The 17,502-nt window shown below is 64.1% G+C and carries 12 protein-coding genes; 4 read left to right on the top strand and 8 right to left on the bottom strand.

Annotation, left to right across the window (positions count from 1 at the left end):
- Nucleotides 1-30: 30 nt before the first annotated feature.
- Nucleotides 31-807, bottom strand: coding sequence for an invasion associated locus B family protein (locus RDV64_RS19205; RefSeq protein WP_309196571.1), 777 nt, complete (start codon nucleotides 805-807; stop codon nucleotides 31-33).
- On the opposite strand from RDV64_RS19205, the gene RDV64_RS19200 reads away from it, so the two are divergent.
- Both RDV64_RS19200 and RDV64_RS19195 read left to right on the top strand, forming a co-directional pair.
- Complete coding sequence (locus RDV64_RS19200; protein ID WP_309196570.1) at nucleotides 764-2,593, top strand: extracellular solute-binding protein; 1,830 nt, start codon at nucleotides 764-766, stop codon at nucleotides 2,591-2,593. The genes RDV64_RS19205 and RDV64_RS19200 overlap by 44 nt on opposite strands.
- Complete coding sequence (locus RDV64_RS19195) at nucleotides 2,590-3,258, top strand: DsbA family oxidoreductase (RefSeq protein ID WP_309196569.1); 669 nt, start codon at nucleotides 2,590-2,592, stop codon at nucleotides 3,256-3,258. The genes RDV64_RS19200 and RDV64_RS19195 overlap by 4 nt, the downstream gene beginning before the upstream one ends.
- A gap of 47 nt (nucleotides 3,259-3,305) precedes the next feature.
- Here the strand turns inward: RDV64_RS19195 and RDV64_RS19190 are convergent, their stop codons facing one another.
- The 3 genes from RDV64_RS19190 to RDV64_RS19180 form a co-directional block, all read right to left on the bottom strand.
- Nucleotides 3,306-4,127 carry a hypothetical protein gene (locus RDV64_RS19190; protein WP_309196568.1) on the bottom strand — a complete coding sequence of 274 codons (822 nt, stop codon included), beginning with the start codon at nucleotides 4,125-4,127 and terminating at the stop codon, nucleotides 3,306-3,308.
- A gap of 100 nt (nucleotides 4,128-4,227) precedes the next feature.
- A complete protein-coding gene (gene mfd / locus RDV64_RS19185) occupies nucleotides 4,228-7,647 on the bottom strand; it encodes a transcription-repair coupling factor (protein WP_309199548.1) in 3,420 nt (1,139 codons plus the stop codon).
- 125 nt (nucleotides 7,648-7,772) lie between these two features.
- Nucleotides 7,773-8,060: a succinate dehydrogenase assembly factor 2 gene (locus RDV64_RS19180; protein ID WP_309196567.1), complete on the bottom strand. Its 288-nt coding sequence runs from the start codon at nucleotides 8,058-8,060 to the stop codon at nucleotides 7,773-7,775.
- 80 nt (nucleotides 8,061-8,140) lie between these two features.
- On the opposite strand from RDV64_RS19180, the gene recG reads away from it, so the two are divergent.
- Nucleotides 8,141-10,255: an ATP-dependent DNA helicase RecG gene (recG, locus tag RDV64_RS19175; protein WP_309196566.1), complete on the top strand. Its 2,115-nt coding sequence runs from the start codon at nucleotides 8,141-8,143 to the stop codon at nucleotides 10,253-10,255.
- Nucleotides 10,256-10,275: 20 nt separating this feature from the next.
- Here the strand turns inward: recG and RDV64_RS19170 are convergent, their stop codons facing one another.
- The 4 genes from RDV64_RS19170 to gmd form a co-directional block, all read right to left on the bottom strand.
- Nucleotides 10,276-11,640 (bottom strand): imelysin family protein, encoded by a 1,365-nt coding sequence (locus tag RDV64_RS19170; RefSeq protein ID WP_309196565.1) that lies wholly within the window; start codon nucleotides 11,638-11,640, stop codon nucleotides 10,276-10,278.
- A complete protein-coding gene (locus tag RDV64_RS19165) occupies nucleotides 11,637-14,213 on the bottom strand; it encodes a glycosyltransferase (RefSeq protein WP_309196564.1) in 2,577 nt (858 codons plus the stop codon). Before RDV64_RS19165 ends, RDV64_RS19170 begins: the two co-directional genes overlap by 4 nt.
- Nucleotides 14,214-14,350: 137 nt before the next feature.
- Complete coding sequence (locus tag RDV64_RS19160) at nucleotides 14,351-15,301, bottom strand: NAD-dependent epimerase/dehydratase family protein (RefSeq protein ID WP_309196563.1); 951 nt, start codon at nucleotides 15,299-15,301, stop codon at nucleotides 14,351-14,353.
- Between the two features lie 117 nt (nucleotides 15,302-15,418).
- Nucleotides 15,419-16,402, bottom strand: a complete 984-nt coding sequence (gmd, locus tag RDV64_RS19155) for a GDP-mannose 4,6-dehydratase (RefSeq protein WP_309196562.1) — start codon at nucleotides 16,400-16,402, stop codon at nucleotides 15,419-15,421.
- A 310-nt stretch (nucleotides 16,403-16,712) separates the two neighbouring features.
- Here gmd and RDV64_RS19150 point away from each other — a divergent pair, with 310 nt between their 5' ends.
- Nucleotides 16,713-17,498 carry a hypothetical protein gene (locus RDV64_RS19150; RefSeq protein ID WP_309196561.1) on the top strand — a complete coding sequence of 262 codons (786 nt, stop codon included), beginning with the start codon at nucleotides 16,713-16,715 and terminating at the stop codon, nucleotides 17,496-17,498.
- The last annotated feature ends 4 nt before the right edge of the window (nucleotides 17,499-17,502 follow it).

Below are 17,502 nucleotides of genomic sequence, written 5' to 3'. Positions count from 1 at the left end.
GGCAACCGGCCCGCGCCCCGCCAACCGCCCCTAGTTGCTGGACGCTTCGTCCAGAGCGCGGCGCTGTTCGGCAACCAGACGGTCCCGTGCTTCCTGCGCCTTCTTGTTCAGCTCGCTCTGCAGATCCTGCTGCTTCTGCTGCAGGGCCTGCGGGTCGATCCCCTCACCGTCATAAGCGGCGGTGAAGCCGATCAGCGACATGTCGAAGCGAACCTGCTTGGCCTGCTGGTTGATTGTGGTGATCTGCAGCTTGCCGCCAGCCTTCAACCGGCTGATGAAGCCGGCATCGATGGGCAGCTCTGCATAACAGGCGTTGGGAAAGCAGATGGAGTATTTCGCTTCCGCAGGTGCCCCGCCATCGATCTGCATCTGGACGCCGGGCACGATGAGCATCCCCACCGGCACGGATGAAATCAGTGTCTTGCGTGCTTCGCCGGGTGTTTCGCGAATCGCGATGGACGTCAGGAACTGCCCGGCATCGGTGCGCAGCTCCTGCGTGATGAGGCAGACGGGCTTGTTGGCCTGCGGGTCGGTGTTACAGATCTTCAGCCAGTTGTTTTCTTCGGGCTGGGCCTGCTGTGCCGTGGCAGGCACCGCGCTCGCGCCTGCGACCGCGACGAAGAGCGCCAGGGCGCTGCCGATCGAACTAAAACGCATGTCTACTGTCCCCCAATAAAGAGTCTCTTGCTTTGGAACGTGCGCGCGCTCCATCCATGGTGCGGAATAGACCGCATGAGCGAAAATGGCTAGGATATGAATGATGATGAACCGTAAAATATGGGACAACATCGCCCGCACGTGGCTCATTGCGGCAATGTTTCTCGTCTCAATCGGCCTTGGCGCGCCTGTGCGCGCCGAACCGCCGACCCATGGCGTCGCGATGCACGGGGCGCCGGCACTGGCGCCGGGTGAGCCCCTTCCCTACGCAAATCCTGATGCGCCGCAGGGCGGCACCATCACCTTCGGCGTTCTGGGCAGCTTCGACAATCTCAATCCGATGATCCCCCGCGGCACCACCGCCGAGGGGCTGCGCGACCTCCTCTATTTCGGCAATCTCGTCTACGAGAGCCTCCTGGAGCGCAGCCGCGACGAGGCGTTCAGCCTCTACGGCTTCCTGGCCGAAGAGGTGATCGTGCCGCCGGAGCGCGATGCCATCACCTTCAAGATCAACCCCAAGGCAGCGTTTTCGGACGGTGAGCCGGTGACGGCCGAGGACGTGGTTTTTACCATGGAGCTCCTGCGCGAAAAGGGATGGCCGTTCCAGCGCAGTTATTACAAGCGGATCGAAAGCGTGGAGACGCCGGACGATCAAACCGTCATCTTCCGCTTTCCCAATGCCAACGACCGCGAGTTTCCGCTGATCCTGGGCGTGATGCCGATCCTGCCGGCCCACGCCACCGATCCCGAAACCTTCGAGAAGACCACCCTCACCCCGCCGCCCGGCACCGGCCCCTATGTCATCGACAAGGTCGACCCCGGCCGCGCGCTCACCTTCCGCCGCAACCCCGATTATTGGGGCAACGACAACCCGCTCAACCAGGGCCGCTACAACGCCGAATTCGTGCGCTTCCTCTATTATCGCGATGAAACGACCATGTTCGAGGCGTTCAAGAGCGGCGAGATCGACGCCTTCATGGAGGCGGACGCCGGGCGCTGGGCGCAGGGCTACGATTTTCCCGCCATGCGCGATGGCCGGATCGAGCGCTGGGAGATCCCCACCGGGCAGCCGCGCGGCATGTGGGCCTTTGCCATGAACACCCGCCGCGCGCCGTTCGACGACCTGCGCGTGCGCAAGGCGATGAACCTCCTGTTCGATTTCGAGTGGGTGAACCGGCAGATGTTCTTCGGTCTGCGCGACCGGACGGAGAGCTTTTTTGAAAGCTCCGAGCTGCAATCCACCGGTCTTCCCGCCAGCGATGCCGAAAGGGCCCTCCTCGCCCCGTTTGCCGAGGTCGTCCCGGAGGACATTATGAACGGCACCTGGGCGCCGCCTCAATCCGACGGGTCCGGCCGCGACCGCACAAACATCCGCGCCGCATTGGCGCTTCTGAACGAAGCGGGCTGGCGTGTGGACGGGGGCAAGCTGGTGGACGCTGGCGGCAACCCGTTCCGCTTCGAGCTGCTCGTGGCGCTCCGGGACGACGAGCGGCTGGCGCTGGCCTACCAACGGATGCTGAAGCCCATCGGCATCGAGGCGGAGGTGCGCTACGTCGACCCCGGCCAATATTATGAACGGCTGCGCGACTTCGACTTCGACATGATCCGCACCTACTGGTCTGCCTCCCTTTCGCCCGGCAACGAACAGATGGGCCGCTGGTCCAGCGAAGCGGCCGACATCGAGGGCACGCTCAATTATGCCGGCGTGCGCGAGCCGGCGGTGGATGCCATGGTCTCTGCCATGCTGGCGGCCACCGAACGGGAAGATTTCATCACCGCCGTACGGGCGCTCGACCGCGTGCTTCTGGCGGGCGAATATGTGGTGCCGCTCTTCAACAAGCCGATGCAGTGGATTGCCTATTCCACGCGCCTCGGGCATCCGGACAAACAATCGCTTGCGGGCGTGGAATGGGAAACCTGGTGGGTGAAGCCATGAATATTGACGCCTCGGCCCTCGAGCCGCTGAAGATCGACGTCATCTCCGACGTGATGTGCCCGTGGTGCTTCATCGGCAAGCGCCGCCTGGAAAAGGCCCTTGAGGCCGCCCACGACGTGCCGGTGAAGGTGGAGTGGCACCCCTACCAGCTCGACCCGACCATCCCGCCCGGCGGCAAGGACCGCCGCCAGTACCTGGAAGACAAGTTCGGCAGCGCGGAGCGGATCGCCGAGATCTACGGCCGCATCAGCGCCGCGGGGGCAGACGAAGCCATCCCCTTCGCGTTCGACAGGATCGAGGTCTCCCCCAACACGCTGGACGCCCACCGCCTGATCCGCTGGGCCGGCATTGAGGGCCTTCAGGACGCCGTGGTGGAGCGCCTGTTCGCGCTTTACTTTGTTGAGGGGGCGAACCTGACCGACTACGCGGTGCTGGTGGACGCGGCCAAGGCCGCCGGCATGGACGGCGAGGTGGTCGCCCGCCTGCTGGCCACCGACGCCGATCTGGCGGAGACGGAAGCGGAAATCGTCCACGCCCAGGCGATCGGCGTACAGGGCGTGCCGTGCTTCATTCTGGACGGGAAGTATGCGGTATCGGGCGCGCAGCCAGCGGATGTGCTGGAGGGGGCTATTCGGCAGGTGGCGCAGGAGCGAAACCCACTTTAAGTCGAACTGCGGTAGATCTAAATGCTGTTGCGGCCTCCTCACCACATTTAGATACTATCGATATTTGCATTACTAATGAGTATTTTTTTGGGTCGCCCTCTAGGGCCATCGATACTTGTAAAGGTGAGGTTTATCCATGATTCCTGCTCGTTTGCATACTGATTAAGGCTTCTTGCGATAATCGATTTCGTTTTAGGGTTCGCAGTTTCCTGAATCTGAAATGGAATACTTCGTCGCAATTCTTGGTCATAAACCCGTCCATATCCAGAGTTTACATTGAAGCTGTGAACGCTAAATACCTTACCGCGAACTTCTCTGTTATTCTGCGAATGATTGACATATGATTTAGTCTCATCGTTAAAGTTTATTGTACTGCCGTGCGCATTTATTACATAAATTTTATTTGCACCATCCCCAATCACATTTTGAAAGCGCCGAGCTGACGGTTCGACAGCATCGATAACCGCTTCAATATTGGCGCTATGTGGAGAAAGAGGTTGTGCAAGTACGTCCAAGGGCGGTTTGGCATCTCGCCCAGTAACGCGAAGCAGTGTGTATTTTAAAACATCGTAGGTAGCGGCTGCCACAAGCGATGCTGGAACACCAGATAGGAGCGTAAAGCCCCCTAAATTGCCAGCTATTTCTAGAAAACTCTCGAATGACCCTGCTCTTGGCGGGTGTACATAGATTGAGAAAAATTCACTTCTAGGACGCCTATACCGAACGACACCGTGCGCCGCATAATATAACGCGATTTCCGCAATACGTGAGAAACCCGCCAATGACTCGCCGGCGTAATATGCGGGCAGGACATGCCTGCGGGCATCATCGCCCGTGTATTTGAGGCGTAAATATAGATTTTCGCTCACGCAAACCCCTCAATGATTTGGAGAAATATATGACACCATGAGGTAGGGGAAACCTAATTTTCTACTCAATAAGATGATGATCGCTTCAACAAGGTGACGATCACGCCGCAGCCCGCGTCTCCACCTCCGCCAGCTTCGCAAGCTTCGCCAGCAACACCGCGACCCCCTTCGTCCGCTCCGTCGCATCCGGCCAGTCGCGGATGAAGACCAGCTTGTGGTCCGGCCTAACCTTGGCCGACGAGCCCTCGGACGCGATCAGCTGCACCAGGCCGGCCGCGTTGGCGAACTCGTTGCCGCGCAGGGTGACGACGCAGCCCTTGGGGCCGGCGTCGATCTTCTCCACGTTGGCGCGGCGGCAGAGGGACTTGATGTAGACGATCTTGAGCAGCCACTCGACCTCCTCGGGGATCGGGCCGAAGCGGTCGACCATCTCGGCGCCGAAGGCGTCGATCTCGCGCGCGTCGGCGAGGTCCGCAAGGCGGCGGTAGAGCGACATGCGAAGCTGCAGGTCGGGGATGTAGTCCTCCGGGATCAGCACCGGAATGCCGACCGAAATCTGCGGCGACCACGAATCCGCCGCCTCCTCGTCCGAGCCGGACTTGAGGCTCGCAACCGCCTCCTCCAGCATCGACTGGTAAAGCTCGAACCCCACCTCCTTGATGTGGCCGGACTGTTCTTCGCCCAGAAGGTTGCCGGCGCCGCGTATGTCGAGATCGTGGGAGGCGAGCTGGAAGCCTGCGCCAAGATTGTCGAGCGACTGCAACACTTTGAGGCGGCGCTGGGCCGTGGCGGTCAGCGTCTTGTCGACCGGCGTCGTGAGGAGCGCATAGGCGCGGGTCTTGGCACGGCCGACGCGGCCGCGGATCTGGTAGAGCTGCGACAGGCCGAACATGTCCGCACGGTGGACGATCAGCGTGTTGGCGGTCGGGATGTCGAGGCCGGCTTCCACGATGGTGGTGGCGAGCAGCACATCGTACTGGCCGTCGTAGAAGGCGTTCATCACGTCGTCGAGCGCGGTGGGGCTCATCTGCCCGTTGGCGACCGCCACCTTTACCTCCGGAACGTGTTTCTCCAGAAACTCCTTCTGGCTCGCAAGATCGGAGACGCGGGGGCACACATAGTAGGTCTGGCCGCCGCGGTATTTTTCGCGCAGAAGCGCCTCGCGGATGGTGAGCGGGTCGAACGGCGCGATGAAGGTGCGCACCGCAAGCCGGTCCATCGGCGCCGTGGCAATCATGGAAAGTTCGCGCACGCCCGTCAGCGCAAGCTGCATGGTGCGCGGGATCGGCGTCGCCGACAGCGTCAGCACGTGCACATCGGACTTGAGCGCCTTCAGCGCCTCCTTGTGCTTGACGCCGAATTTCTGCTCCTCGTCGACGATCAGCAGCGCCAGGTCGCGGAACTCGATGGACTTGGACAGCAGCGCGTGGGTGCCGATGATGAGATCCACATCGCCTGTCTTCAGCCCCTCGCGGACATTTTTCATCTCCTTGGTGCCGACAAGCCGCGAGGCCTGCGCAACGCGCACCGGAAGGCCTTTGAAGCGCTCGACAAACGTTTTGTAGTGCTGGCGCGCAAGGAGCGTGGTGGGGACGATCAGCGCCACCTGCCGGCCGGTCATCACGGTGAGGAACGCGGCGCGGATCGCCACTTCCGTCTTGCCGAAGCCGACATCGCCGCAGACGAGGCGATCCATCGGCATGCCCTTCGCCAGATCCTCGGCGACGCTGTCGATGGCGGCGAGCTGATCTTCCGTCTCGTCGTAGGGGAATTTGGCGACGAACTCGTCGTAGACGCCGGTGGGCGGCTCGATCACGGGAGCGGTCTTCATCATCCGGGCAGCGGCGGTCTTGATCAGCTCGTCCGCGATCTCGCGCACGCGGGCTTTCATCTTGGCCTTGCGCGCCTGCCAGCCGGCCCCGCCGAGGCGGTCGAGCGTCACATCGCCCGAATCGCTGCCGTAGCGCGACAACAGGTCGATGTTCTCCACCGGGAGGTAGAGCTTGTCGTCCTTCTGGTAGGCGATCTCCACGCAGTCGTGCGGGGCGCCGGCGGCCTCCAGCGTTTTCAGGCCGATGAAGCGGCCGATGCCATGGTCAGCATGGACGACAAGGTCGCCTTCCGCCAGAGACGAGGCCTCGGTGAGGACGTTGGCGTCCTTCTTGCGGCGCCGGGCGCCGGAGACGAGCCGGTCGCCCAGCACGTCCTGCTCGGCAATGATGGCATAGTCCGGGGTCTGAAATCCCTCTTCCAGCTCCATCACGGCAAGCGCGGTCACGCCCTTGTCCAGCGCCATCGCCGCGTCGAACGACGCGATCCGCTCCACCCGCGTCAGCCCCTGGTCCACCAGAACCTGGGACAGGCGATCGCGCGAACCTTCGGACCATGCGGCGATAATGGCGCGCAAACCGTCCTTTTGCAGATTCTTCACGTGATCGATGAGCGCGCCGAAAATGTTGACGTTTTCGGCGGCCCGCTCGGCAGCGAAACTGCGGCCCACCTTGCCGCCAGCGGGGATCGGCAGGACGTTGCCGTCCGGCGTCGCGAACGGCGACAGGCGGATCAGCGTATGCGCCTCGAAGATCTGCGCCGGCGTCTGCCCGGTCAGATAGAGTTCGTTAGTGGGCAGCGGGTGGTAGGGCGCGCCCATCGACACTGCGTCCAGCGCTGTTCCGCGCGCGGCAAAATGGTCTTCGATCTCGCCGATGCGCTTGGCAATGGCATCTTCGGCAAGATGATCGAGCACCACCGGGGCACCGGGCACATAATCGAACACGGAGGCAAGCTTTTCGTGGAACAGCGGCAGCCAGTGTTCGATGCCCGCCGCGCGCACGCCTTCGGACACTGAGTGGTAGAGGACATCGTCCTTGGTCGCGGCACCGAAGTGGCGCAGGTACCCCTCGCGGAACAGGCTGATGCTGTCGTCTGTCAGCACCACCTCGCTCATGGGGATCAGCGCGATCTCCTTCCACTGGCCGGTGGTGCGCTGGCTCTCGGGGTCGAACGGGCGGATGGTCTCAAGCGTATCGCCGAAGAAGTCGAGCCGGACGGGCTCCGTGGTGCCGGGGGCATAAAGGTCGACAATGCCGCCGCGCACCGCAAATTCGCCGGCCTCGCGCACCGTGGGGGTGCGCACGAAGGCGTTGCGCTCCAGCCATGCGACCACATCGTCCATCGGCACGTCGGCGCCGGCGGCGTGGATGCGCACGCCGTCCCGCACGGTTTCCGGCGGCGGGGCGCGCTGGATGATCGCGTTGGCGGTGGTCATCACCACCGCAGGGCCGCTGACCCCGGTGGCGAGCGTGGCGAAGGCTGCGGTGCGGCGCGCCTGAACCACGGCGGAGGGGGATGCACGGTCGTAGGGCATGCAGTCCCACGCCGGCAGGCGGATGACGCGCACGTCCGGCGCGTAAAAGGCGAGCGCCTGTTCGGCCTCCTTCTGGCGGTTGCCGTCGCGCGCCACAAACACCACCGGCATCGTCCGCGAATGGGCAAGCGTTGCCAGCACATCGCCCTCCATCCCGTCGGGGACATTGTCCACGGTGACGGCGGGCGGTAGGTCCTCCGAGGTGAGCGGCTTCAGTGACGGTTTTGCCGCGTCACGAATCTCGGCAAGGGAAAGTGCCTTGCCCTTTGTCTTTGAACTCATGGGACGCGGCTCTTGTGGAAGGAAATTATCTTATCGAGGATGGCGCAGCGATGATTGTCCGGCACCTCGTCCTGCTCCGTGATCCAACGGTAGAGTACAGTGTCCGGTACATTGAGAAGCGTCTCGAACTCGGTAAGTTCCGCATCGGTGAAGGTATCGATGTGCTCGTCGGTGAACATGCCCATCAGCAAGTCCATCTCGCGCGTGCCGCGGTGCCAGGCCTGGAAGATGAGCCGCTTGCGGCGCGGGGCGAGATTGGCGGAGGAGCGCGTGGTGCCGGACATCGGAACTCCGAGTGTATGATGCGGCGAGCGGCGTGGCGCCGAACGCAGGCGTGCCGCCGCTCCCGGATCGGAGCGTCGGTGTGAGTGGTCTTCTCGATATCGGTCCGTTAACCCGTTCGGTCAATCGCCTTGCGGGCGTCGGTCCCGCGCGGGCGGACCGCCTTGCCCACCTTTCCGGCAGGGAAAGCGCGGCGGAAACCCGCGTTTTCGACGTTCTGTCGCACCTCCCCGTCGGTCTGATCGACCGGCGAAAGCTGACCCATGTCGCCGATGCGCCGGACAAGCACGTCGCGACGTTCACGGTGAAGATCGTGCGGCACGAGGGCTCGCGCCGGCCGGGCGCCCCCTCCCGCATCTTCGGCGAGGATGAGACCGGGACGCTGACGATCCTTTATTTCCGCGGTGGCGAGCAATGGCTGGCCGCCGCCTTCCCGATTGGCGACTGGGTGCGCGTATCGGGCACCGTGGAGTGGTGGGAGGGCCGCCCGCAGATGCCCCATCCCGACCGCACCCAGCGCGTCGATGGCCCGGACGCACCGCTGGACGAGACCTTCGGCCTCGAACCCGTCTACCCCCTCACGCAGGGGCTGACGGGCGGCGTTCTCACCGGCGTCGTCGCAGCAGCGCTGGAAACCTTGAGCGATATCGACGACTGGCTCGACGTGCCGTTTGCCAACCGCGAGAAGTTCCCGTCGTTCGCCGATGCGCTGCGGTCCGTCCACCGTCCCGAAACGCCGGCCGACATCGAGCCTCTGTCGCCGCCCCGGCGCCGCCTTGCCTATGACGAACTTCTGGCAAGCCAGCTCGCACTGGCAATCGTGCGCGATCGCGAACGGACGAAAAAGGGCGTCGCGCGCAAGTGGGACCCGGATGTGCTGGAGAAGCTGCAAGCCGCCCTGCCCTTCCCGCTGACGGGCTCGCAGCGGCTTGCCATCGCCGAGGTGTCGGGCGATCTCGCCTCGCCCAACCGGATGATCCGCCTTATCCAGGGCGATGTGGGCGCCGGCAAGACCATGGTCGCCCTGTTCGCGGCCGTGATGGCGGCCGGAAGCGGCGGCCAGACTGCCATCATGGCCCCCACCGACCTTGTCGCCCGCCAGCACCACGAAACGCTGTCGCGCTACCTGGCGCCCCTTGGTATCAATGTACGGCTGGTGACGGGCCGTGTGCCGGACGGGGAGCGCAACGCGGCCCAGGCGGCGCTGGCCGATGGCTCGGCCACCGTTGCGGTCGGCACCCACGCCCTCTTCCAGACCAGCGTCGCGTTCAAGGATCTGGCGCTGGTGGTGGTGGACGAGCAGCACCGCTTCGGCGTCCACCAGCGGATGGCGCTGTCGGAAAAAGGCCCCAGCTCCGACCTTCTGGTGATGACGGCAACGCCGATCCCCCGCACCCTGGTGCTGGCGCAATTTGGCGACATGGACGTCTCGCGCCTTACCGACAAGCCTGCCGGCCGCCAGCCCATCGAGACCCGCGCCGTCTCCCAGAGCCACACCGATGCCGTGGTCGAGCGCCTCGCCGCAGCGTTGGCGCGCGGCGAGAAGGCCTACTGGGTCTGCCCGCTGGTGGAGGAAAACGTGGCGATGGACGTGGAGGCCGCCACCAGCCGCCACCGCGCGCTGTCAAAGCGGCTCGGCAACGTGGTCGGCCTCGTTCATGGCAAGACGCCGACGGCGGAGCGCGAGCGGGTGATGACCGCCTTTCGCGACGGCACGTTCAAGGTGCTGGTCGCCACCACCGTGGTTGAGGTGGGTGTCGACGTGCCGGACGCGACGATCATGGTCATCGAGCATGCGGAGCGGTTCGGCCTGTCGCAACTTCACCAGCTGCGCGGCCGTGTGGGGCGCGGGGACCGGCCATCCCACTGCCTCCTCCTCTACAAGTCGCCGCTGGGGGTCATCGCCAAGCAGCGTCTCGACACCATGCGCGCCACCAACGACGGCTTCCGCATTGCCGAGGACGACCTGAAGCTGCGCGGTGAAGGCGAGCTGCTTGGCACGCGCCAGTCCGGCGCGCCCGCGTTCAGGTTTGCCGATGTTGCCGTCCATGGCGACCTTCTTGCCGCCGCCACCGACGACGCGCGCCTTGTGGTCGCCACCGACCGGGACCTACGCGGCAAGCGCGGGCCGGGCCTGCGCGCGCTCCTCACCCTGTTTGAGCGCCGCCGGGCGATCGATCGCCTGCGGTCCGGATAGCGCGCTGGCGGCACGAGGCGTCAGGGCCGCTCCGGCCGTGCGGGATCTTCAAATGACGTGACAACGCGGTCGAACGCCGTCGCGTCGAATTCGAACACAATCGGCAGGCGTTCGATGATGTCGGTATGGGCTTGCGTGAAGGCGACCATCACGCCGCCATCGGTCACGGTCTGGTCATTCTGGAGACGCGCGCGGCCTACGGCAAAGGCGCGCTCGATCTCGCGCAGGAGCGTGCCCGACTGGCTGTAGTCCGCCTCAAACCGGCGCAGGCATCGCATCTGGCGCGTCAATCCGTCGACCACTGCCACAAGATAGATCCGCCCGATGTCCGGCGAGGCGAACGGCAGGGCGGGGTTGGCGCTGGGGGAAGCGGCATATTGCCGGGCATCGCGGTTCAGGATGTCGATCGTGTTGATGGCGCCCTGGATGAGATCGCGCAGCCGCAGCCGGTCCGCCAGCTCTATGCCGTCGCCGCGCCAATGCGGCTCCACCTGGCCAGTGCGCCAGGTGTCGCGCAGCGACCGCGCCTTGCCCTCGATGTTGGCCGCCACGATGAGCGCCAGCCGGCAGCGGTTGGCGAGGCTTTCCGCACGGGTGTGATTTTTTGCGATGAGAAGACGCTCAAGAGCAGGCAGGCCCATCAGCGGCCGCGCCTGATCGAGCGTGCGCAGCTCCGCGAGATTGCGTGGGACCGGCCGGCGGCCGGACATCATCGCGTTCAGTTGGCTGGTGCTGAAAACGCTGCTGCCCACGTTGGTCAGAAAGAACGAGGGCGCGTTCTGCGCCTCTGCCGATCCGAAGGAGAGCGGCAAAATGCCTGCACTGTCTGCGACGGCCGCCGCAAAATCGGCGCGCAGCCCCTCTTCGCTGGCGGCAGACGGCACCGCGCAATGGCGGATCACCGCGTTTTGCAGGCGCAGCGCGGACGCTGCAAACTGGTTCAGCACCGGAGTGATCTCGGTCTCGATCAACGCCTCGCTGTCGGGGCTGCCGGTCTGAACCGAGGTGCCATCCAGACCGGCCGGTCCTGCTGCAACGCCTTCGCCAGCATCGCGGCTCGGCACCGCAGCGGCATCCGGCAGGGGCGCAGCATCCGGCAGAGGCGCGTCAGTCCGTGACGCTCGGGCCGGGGGCACCAGAAGTTCTGCCGGCGGACGCGGCACAATAATGGCCGGGGCTTCTGTCCGGACGGCCGGTGGCGTGGATTGCGCCTGCGCCAGCGCCACGGTCCCGAGCCAGACGACAAGCGCAGCCAGACCGACCTGCCGGATGAAACTGGCCGCGCAGGCGCGTGACGGCCCGGCGGGGGCGGCCTGGCCGCTGGCCACTACCGCCCCGCGAAGCACGGCGGAACGATCCCGCTGCGCGCTCCGCCGGTCTGTCATTTGCCTCTGGCGTCGAGCATGGCGAAAATCTCGTCGAGGCGTGCGCGGTATTTCCGGGCTTGCGCATCCAGCGAGAAATTCTCGTGAACGAAACTGCGGGCGGCCTCCACCTTCGCTTCACGGGCGGCCTTCTCAGAGCGAACGGCCCGCAACTGTTCCACGGCGCTCTCCAGCTTGGGCGCGCCCCAGACCTGGCCTCGTTCCACGAACAAATACTCGTTGTTCTGCGGCTCGATCAGGTCGTAATCCACCAGCCAGGCATTGTCCGGCCGCGTGAAGTCGAGGTTGCCGGAATAGCCGGTGGTGACCACCGGCACACCGATGGACATGGCCTCGATCATCCCGAAGCCCCACCCTTCCGAACGGTGCAGCGACACGTAGCAGTCGCAACCCTTCTTCAGCTTGATGAGATCCTCGAACTTCAGCGTTTCGTTGAGGATCACGATGCGCGGATCGGTGGATGCGATCTCCACGATCCTGTCCCACCGCATGGTCTGGTGGGCATCGAGCACGAAGTCTCTGTTGTGGGTCTTGAGCACGAGGAGCACGTCATCGCCGGGGTCGAACGCCTCGCGGAACGCTTCCACCACACCGTGGGGATTCTTGCGCTCCAGGAACGAGAACGAATCGAACGCCGCCAGATAGACGAACGTATCCGGCCCGATCGGCAGGCGATGCTCGGCGTACGCGCGGGCTTCCTCGCGGCTGGGTTCCGGGACCGGGTCGAACGCCATGCCAACATTGCGAACGGGCTTGCCACCCTCGGTCCGGTAGATCTCGACCCCGTAATCGGTGGCGACCCAGATCTCGTCCAGAAGGTCGAGTGCCAGGTGCTGCGAGGCAGCCGGCGTCGACAGCTCCCAGAAGAAATAGCCGATGTTGTACGCGCCGGTGAACACGTCCGGCATGTAGGCCAGCGCAATCGGCACCGTTTCGCCGTTCAGGTGGATGAGGTTGACCTGCGCCGGCTGCGCCTCACTGCCGGTGACACGGTTGGTGGTCATCCCCACCGGGGCCGGATTGTCGAGACCAAAGTCGACGAAAGCGGCCTCGATGCCGGTACGCTGGATCGTTTCGGCCGAAAGGCGCGTCGCCTGACCAAGCCCGGACGACTTGTGCAGCGGCCCGATGACCTGCAGCCGGATCCGCTCGTCCCAGGGCATTGTTGCCGGCGGAAAGCGCGCCGCCTCGAAGCGGTTGCCGCGCACGTCGCGAAAGATGAACCGGCGGCGGGTGATATCGAAACCCTTGCGCCACAGAAGGTCTGCGTAGGTCTCGGCATTGAAGATTGAGGCAAGTTCCGCCGCGTTGCCGTAGATCGACTGAATGATACGGTCGAACAGGGTGTGGCCGGGCGCCCCCTCCAGCAGCGCGCTGAGATTGCGGGTGGGCACGAAGCGCACCAGCCCGGGCTCCCCGATCGCATGCAGCAGGTACCAGACGTGAAACAGGACACGGTCCGCTTCCTGGTTGATGTCGAGCGCTCCGTTGGCGCCTTCCTCGTGGTAGATGCGCATCATCATCTGTGAGAGCGCGAAACTGGTGCCCATCCAGTTCGGCGCCATTCGCCGCAGCACCTCGACATAATAGTCGGGGACCAGGCAGTCCTCGAAATTGAGCGCCGGGGCCTTCACGCAGGACCACCACGCCACGAAAGCCTCGTACCGGTCGAGGTCGTGGATCGGGAAGAGTTTTGCTGCCTGCGGATCGGTCATCGCATAGGACAGCGAAATGCGGGACGCCTTGAAGGGCACGCCCACCAGCGGCACCGAGGCGTTGAGGTAGGAAATCTCATCAGCACCGAGCGGGGCCCGGCGCGGCTTGCGAGCGTTGCCGTACTCGTCGAGATACCAGCGCAGATAATTGTTCTTTGCCGCCTCGGACCCGTCGAGCGGGTTGTGCGGCGCGCGGTTCAGCCGGCGGTGTGTGAACTCGGTGTAGGGGGAGAGCGAATGGCTCACCGAGCCGCTCGACGAACCCTCGGACGAAAACATGCGTTCATGCAGCGGGTACCTGGCCGGGTCGTGGTGCACCACGTCTGGCCCGCCGGCATCCAGCGCCGACACCGATGAATTGACGATGGCCTGCTCGATGAGCGGGCGCAGCAAGGCGCGGGCTGCATCGGAAATGGAGGGATCATCGTGCAGGTGGAGTTGGGTGAAATGAACGCTGGCGCCGCTTGCATTGATGCCAGAAACATCAATTGCAGAACCGGAGCGAAGAACAGACTCGGCAACAGGACCGGGGATGCGCCATTGGAAGCCGCAGTGCTTGGGCCCCTTGCCGGCACTCGCCACGTCAGCGCGGACCATGTCCGCCCGTGCAATGCCCACAAGGACCCCTTCCACATGGAAGTGGATGGTCAGCGGATGCTCCGGATCGTCGATTGCGGTTGCCCAGCCGGCGATGTCGCCTCTGCTGAAACGGTCGACGTAGCACACTGCAGCAAATGCCGGTGCGGCTTCCGACACAGGCGCCTCCACCGAAGGCGCGGCAGGCTCCGCAGGTTCGGCAGGCTCAGCCGACTGTCCGCCCCGCTGGCTGCCGAATGACGGAAGGTATCTCCGCTGCATTGCTTTTCTCCAAACTCAGTCACTCTGTTGCGTGCCGCCGATTGCACCAAGAATGCAAGCGATTGGTGTCGAGCATCAGGGGTGCAATGCGGATTATCGGGTTCAACCAGTATTACGTAGGTGGATCGTTCTTGAACTTAAGCTGACAATTCACGCTGCTGAGCCCGTTTGTCGCGCAGAACAGTGTCGAGGGTGTGATCAAGCGAAATCCGGGGCGACCATCCGATCAGGTTCTCGATCCGCTCTGCCCTGACGGTGACTTCAGCAATATCGTCCGGGCGCAGGCGCTCCCTGGCGATTCGCCATTCGATGGCGCAGCTGGCCTGGCCGATCAGGTGGTCGAGCACATAGCGGATCGGCTGACAGCGGCCGCGGGCAATATTGAGCGCCGTGCGCGCCGGCATGGCATCGAGGTTCAGAAGCAGGGAAACGTAGGCATCCACCACGTCGTCCACGTCGATGAAATCGCGGCGGGCATCGAGATTGCCGACGTCCATCACGGGATCGGCAAGCCCCGCCTCGATCCGGGCAATCTGCGCGGCGAAGGACGGCACCACAAAATTCTCCGCCTGCCCTGTCCCGGTGTGGTTCACCGGCCGGCACAAGATGAGCCTGGCGCTTTGCGGCAGCGTGCGGTCCAGCACATATTCGCTGGCAAGTTTTGATGTGGCGTACGGGCCGCGTGGGCGGGGCACGGTGGTCTCGTCGGCGGGCCCGTCGCGAAAGCTCTCGCCGTAGATTTCCGCCGTCCCGGCAAAAAGGACCGCGGTGTTGGGTGCCTTGCCGGCAATGGCCTTGGCCAGCGAATAAGACGCGTCGCGGTTGTCGCGCCATGTTTTCCGCGGGTTGGTCCGCGCCGTGGCAGCCGACGCGTGGCCTGCAATGTGCGCCACGGCAGAGGGCTGCACCCTTGCAATCATTGCCGCGGTCGCCGCCTCATCGGCAAGGTCGGCCGCCACATCCACGCCCGGTCCCGCGGTGCGGGCATGGGTCAGAACGCGCACGCCGCGCGCGTTGCGCAGCGCTGCCACAAGGCGCGAGCCGACGAATCCGGCACTTCCGGTGACTAGGATCGGCCCGTTCGTCACACCCCACTCCTCATTGCCAGAACATCGGCTTTGGTCAGTTCAGAACCCTGCCCGGTGCCGTCCGTCAAGAGAACGTTCGCCGGCCTTGCCGAACGTGCCCCGACTTTGCGCCTGGCGTCAGCCCGCGTTGGAGCTGTGGCGGGCAAGGTCCGCGTCGACCATTTCGCGGATCATGTCTTCGAGCGGCGTCTTGGCGGACCAGCCGAGCGTCTCTCTTGCCTTGGTCGCGTCGCCAAGGAGGATATCCACCTCTGCCGGACGGAACAGTTCAGGGTCGATGGTCAGGAACTCTTCGGCGTCGAGGTTCACATAGTGGAATGCAATTTCCACCATGTCACGCACCGAGGTGGTGCGGCCGGTGGCAACCACATAATCGTCCGGCCGGTCCTGCTGGAGCATCAGCCACATGGCTTCCACATAATCGCGCGCGTGACCCCAGTCGCGCTTGGCGTCGATGTTGCCGAGGCGCAGCTCGGTCTTCTTGCCCAGCTTGATCTGGGCCACACTGTCGGTGACCTTGCGGGTCACGAACTCGATGCCCCGAAGCGGGGACTCGTGGTTGAACAGAATGCCGGACGAGGCGTGCAGATTGAAGCTCTCGCGGTAGTTGACCGTCATCCAGTGCGCGAACAGCTTGGCGGCACCGTAGGGCGAGCGCGGGTAGAACGGCGTTCTCTCGTTCTGGTGCGATTCCTGGATGAGGCCGAACATTTCTGATGACGACGCCTGATAAAAGCGCGCGTCCGGCTTCACGATACGGATGGATTCCAGAACATTGGTGGTGCCGACGCCGGTGACCTGCGAGGTCAGGATCGGCTGCTGCCACGACGACGCCACATAGGATTGCGCGCCCAGATTGTAGACTTCGTCCGGCCGCGAGATCTCGACCGCGCGCAAAAGGCTCGACAGGTCGGTCAGGTTGGCATCGACGTAGTGAACGTTCTTCTCGATGCCGAGCCACCTCAGCCGGTGATCGGCGATGCCGAAATGGCTGGATCGCCGTACGACGCCATAAACCTCGTAGCCCTTTTCAAGCAGGTTCTGGGCGAGGTAGGCACCGTCCTGGCCGGTTATGCCGGTGATCAACGCGTGACGTGCCATTTTGCCTCTCGTGTCATGTTCGCGAAAGCCACATGCGCCTCAGGCTCCTGTCGCACCAGAACGGCGGACACGATGCGACGCGATGCAGCTGGTGAATTTTCACCGTGTGTGGCGTAGAGCACACCCAGTTCAACGGTTGGTTACGCTATGGCGCATTGTAAGGTGTTTTCTCGGCTCATGATGCGCGGACCTGTTATGCATCGTGTGAATGCGGGATGAACCTCGATATTTTCATCGTCCACGACACCCGCATATGACACATTGGAACGGCGGCATCGTAAAGATCGCCGGGAGGACACAGGGGCAGCGCTTGCAGCTGGTAATTCTGGGGTATCATCGCAGTGGCACGTCCGCAGCGACACAACACCTCGCTCGCGCGGGTCTGTTTGTCGGCGATGACCTTTTGGGCGCAAACGCCTCCAACCCCCATGGCCATTTTGAAGACCGTGCCGTTGTCGCGATCCACGAAGCCATCTTCCACGAAAACGGGCAGCACTGGCTGTCGCCCAACCCGCTTGTGCCGATCATCAGCCCCATGGTTCGCGCCAAGGCTGTGGATTATGTGGCGACGCGCAGCGCCTGGCACGACGTCTGGGGCTTCAAGGATCCGAGGGCCTGCCTGTTCGTGGATTTCTGGCGCACCGTCCTGCCGAAGCCGCGCTTCCTCATCTGCCTGCGGCACTATCGCGCCTGCATCGATTCGGTTGTCCGCCGCGCGCTGGTTGCCGTTCGCAGCACCGCCCTGCAGGCCGACGCGCAGGACCAGATGCGCCTTTCGGTGGACCATGACGCCATTGCGCGCTCCTGGGTCTGTCACATGATGCCGCTTCTCAGCCTCATGCGCCGCCATCCGGAACTTGTGCACACCGTCGACGTCAGCAATCTTGACGGCTCCATCGCGGGAGACCTCAACCGGCGTTTCGGGCTCCCTCTGGCCGACATTCCACTTTCCGACACGTTCGACCCGGAGCTTTACCACAGCTCCGCCGACGCGCACGTGATCCTATCCCGCGAGACCGAAGCGCTCGCCGAACGGGTGTGGCTGGCCCTCCTCGAAACGCGGGCCCGTGCCGTCAAGCTAGACGTTGCCGCGTAGTGGA

This window comes from Acuticoccus sp. MNP-M23 (assembly GCF_031195445.1).
Lineage (GTDB): Bacteria > Pseudomonadota > Alphaproteobacteria > Rhizobiales > Amorphaceae > Acuticoccus.
Note: the sequence above shows the minus strand (reverse complement) of the source record. Positions and strands in the feature narration are given on the sequence as shown.

Coding starts and splice junctions, on each gene's coding strand:
- RDV64_RS19170 (WP_309196565.1), bottom strand. CDS start 11,640: ATGACAGACCGGCGGAGCGCGCAGCGGGATCGTTCCGCCGTGCTTCGC.
- RDV64_RS19165 (WP_309196564.1), bottom strand. CDS start 14,213: ATGCAGCGGAGATACCTTCCGTCATTCGGCAGCCAGCGGGGCGGACAG.
- RDV64_RS19200 (WP_309196570.1), top strand. CDS start 764: ATGAACCGTAAAATATGGGACAACATCGCCCGCACGTGGCTCATTGCG.
- mfd (WP_309199548.1), bottom strand. CDS start 7,647: ATGGAGGGCGATGTGCTGGCAACGCTTGCCCATTCGCGGACGATGCCG.
- RDV64_RS19180 (WP_309196567.1), bottom strand. CDS start 8,060: ATGTCCGGCACCACGCGCTCCTCCGCCAATCTCGCCCCGCGCCGCAAG.
- RDV64_RS19205 (WP_309196571.1), bottom strand. CDS start 807: ATGAGCCACGTGCGGGCGATGTTGTCCCATATTTTACGGTTCATCATC.
- gmd (WP_309196562.1), bottom strand. CDS start 16,402: ATGGCACGTCACGCGTTGATCACCGGCATAACCGGCCAGGACGGTGCC.
- RDV64_RS19195 (WP_309196569.1), top strand. CDS start 2,590: ATGAATATTGACGCCTCGGCCCTCGAGCCGCTGAAGATCGACGTCATC.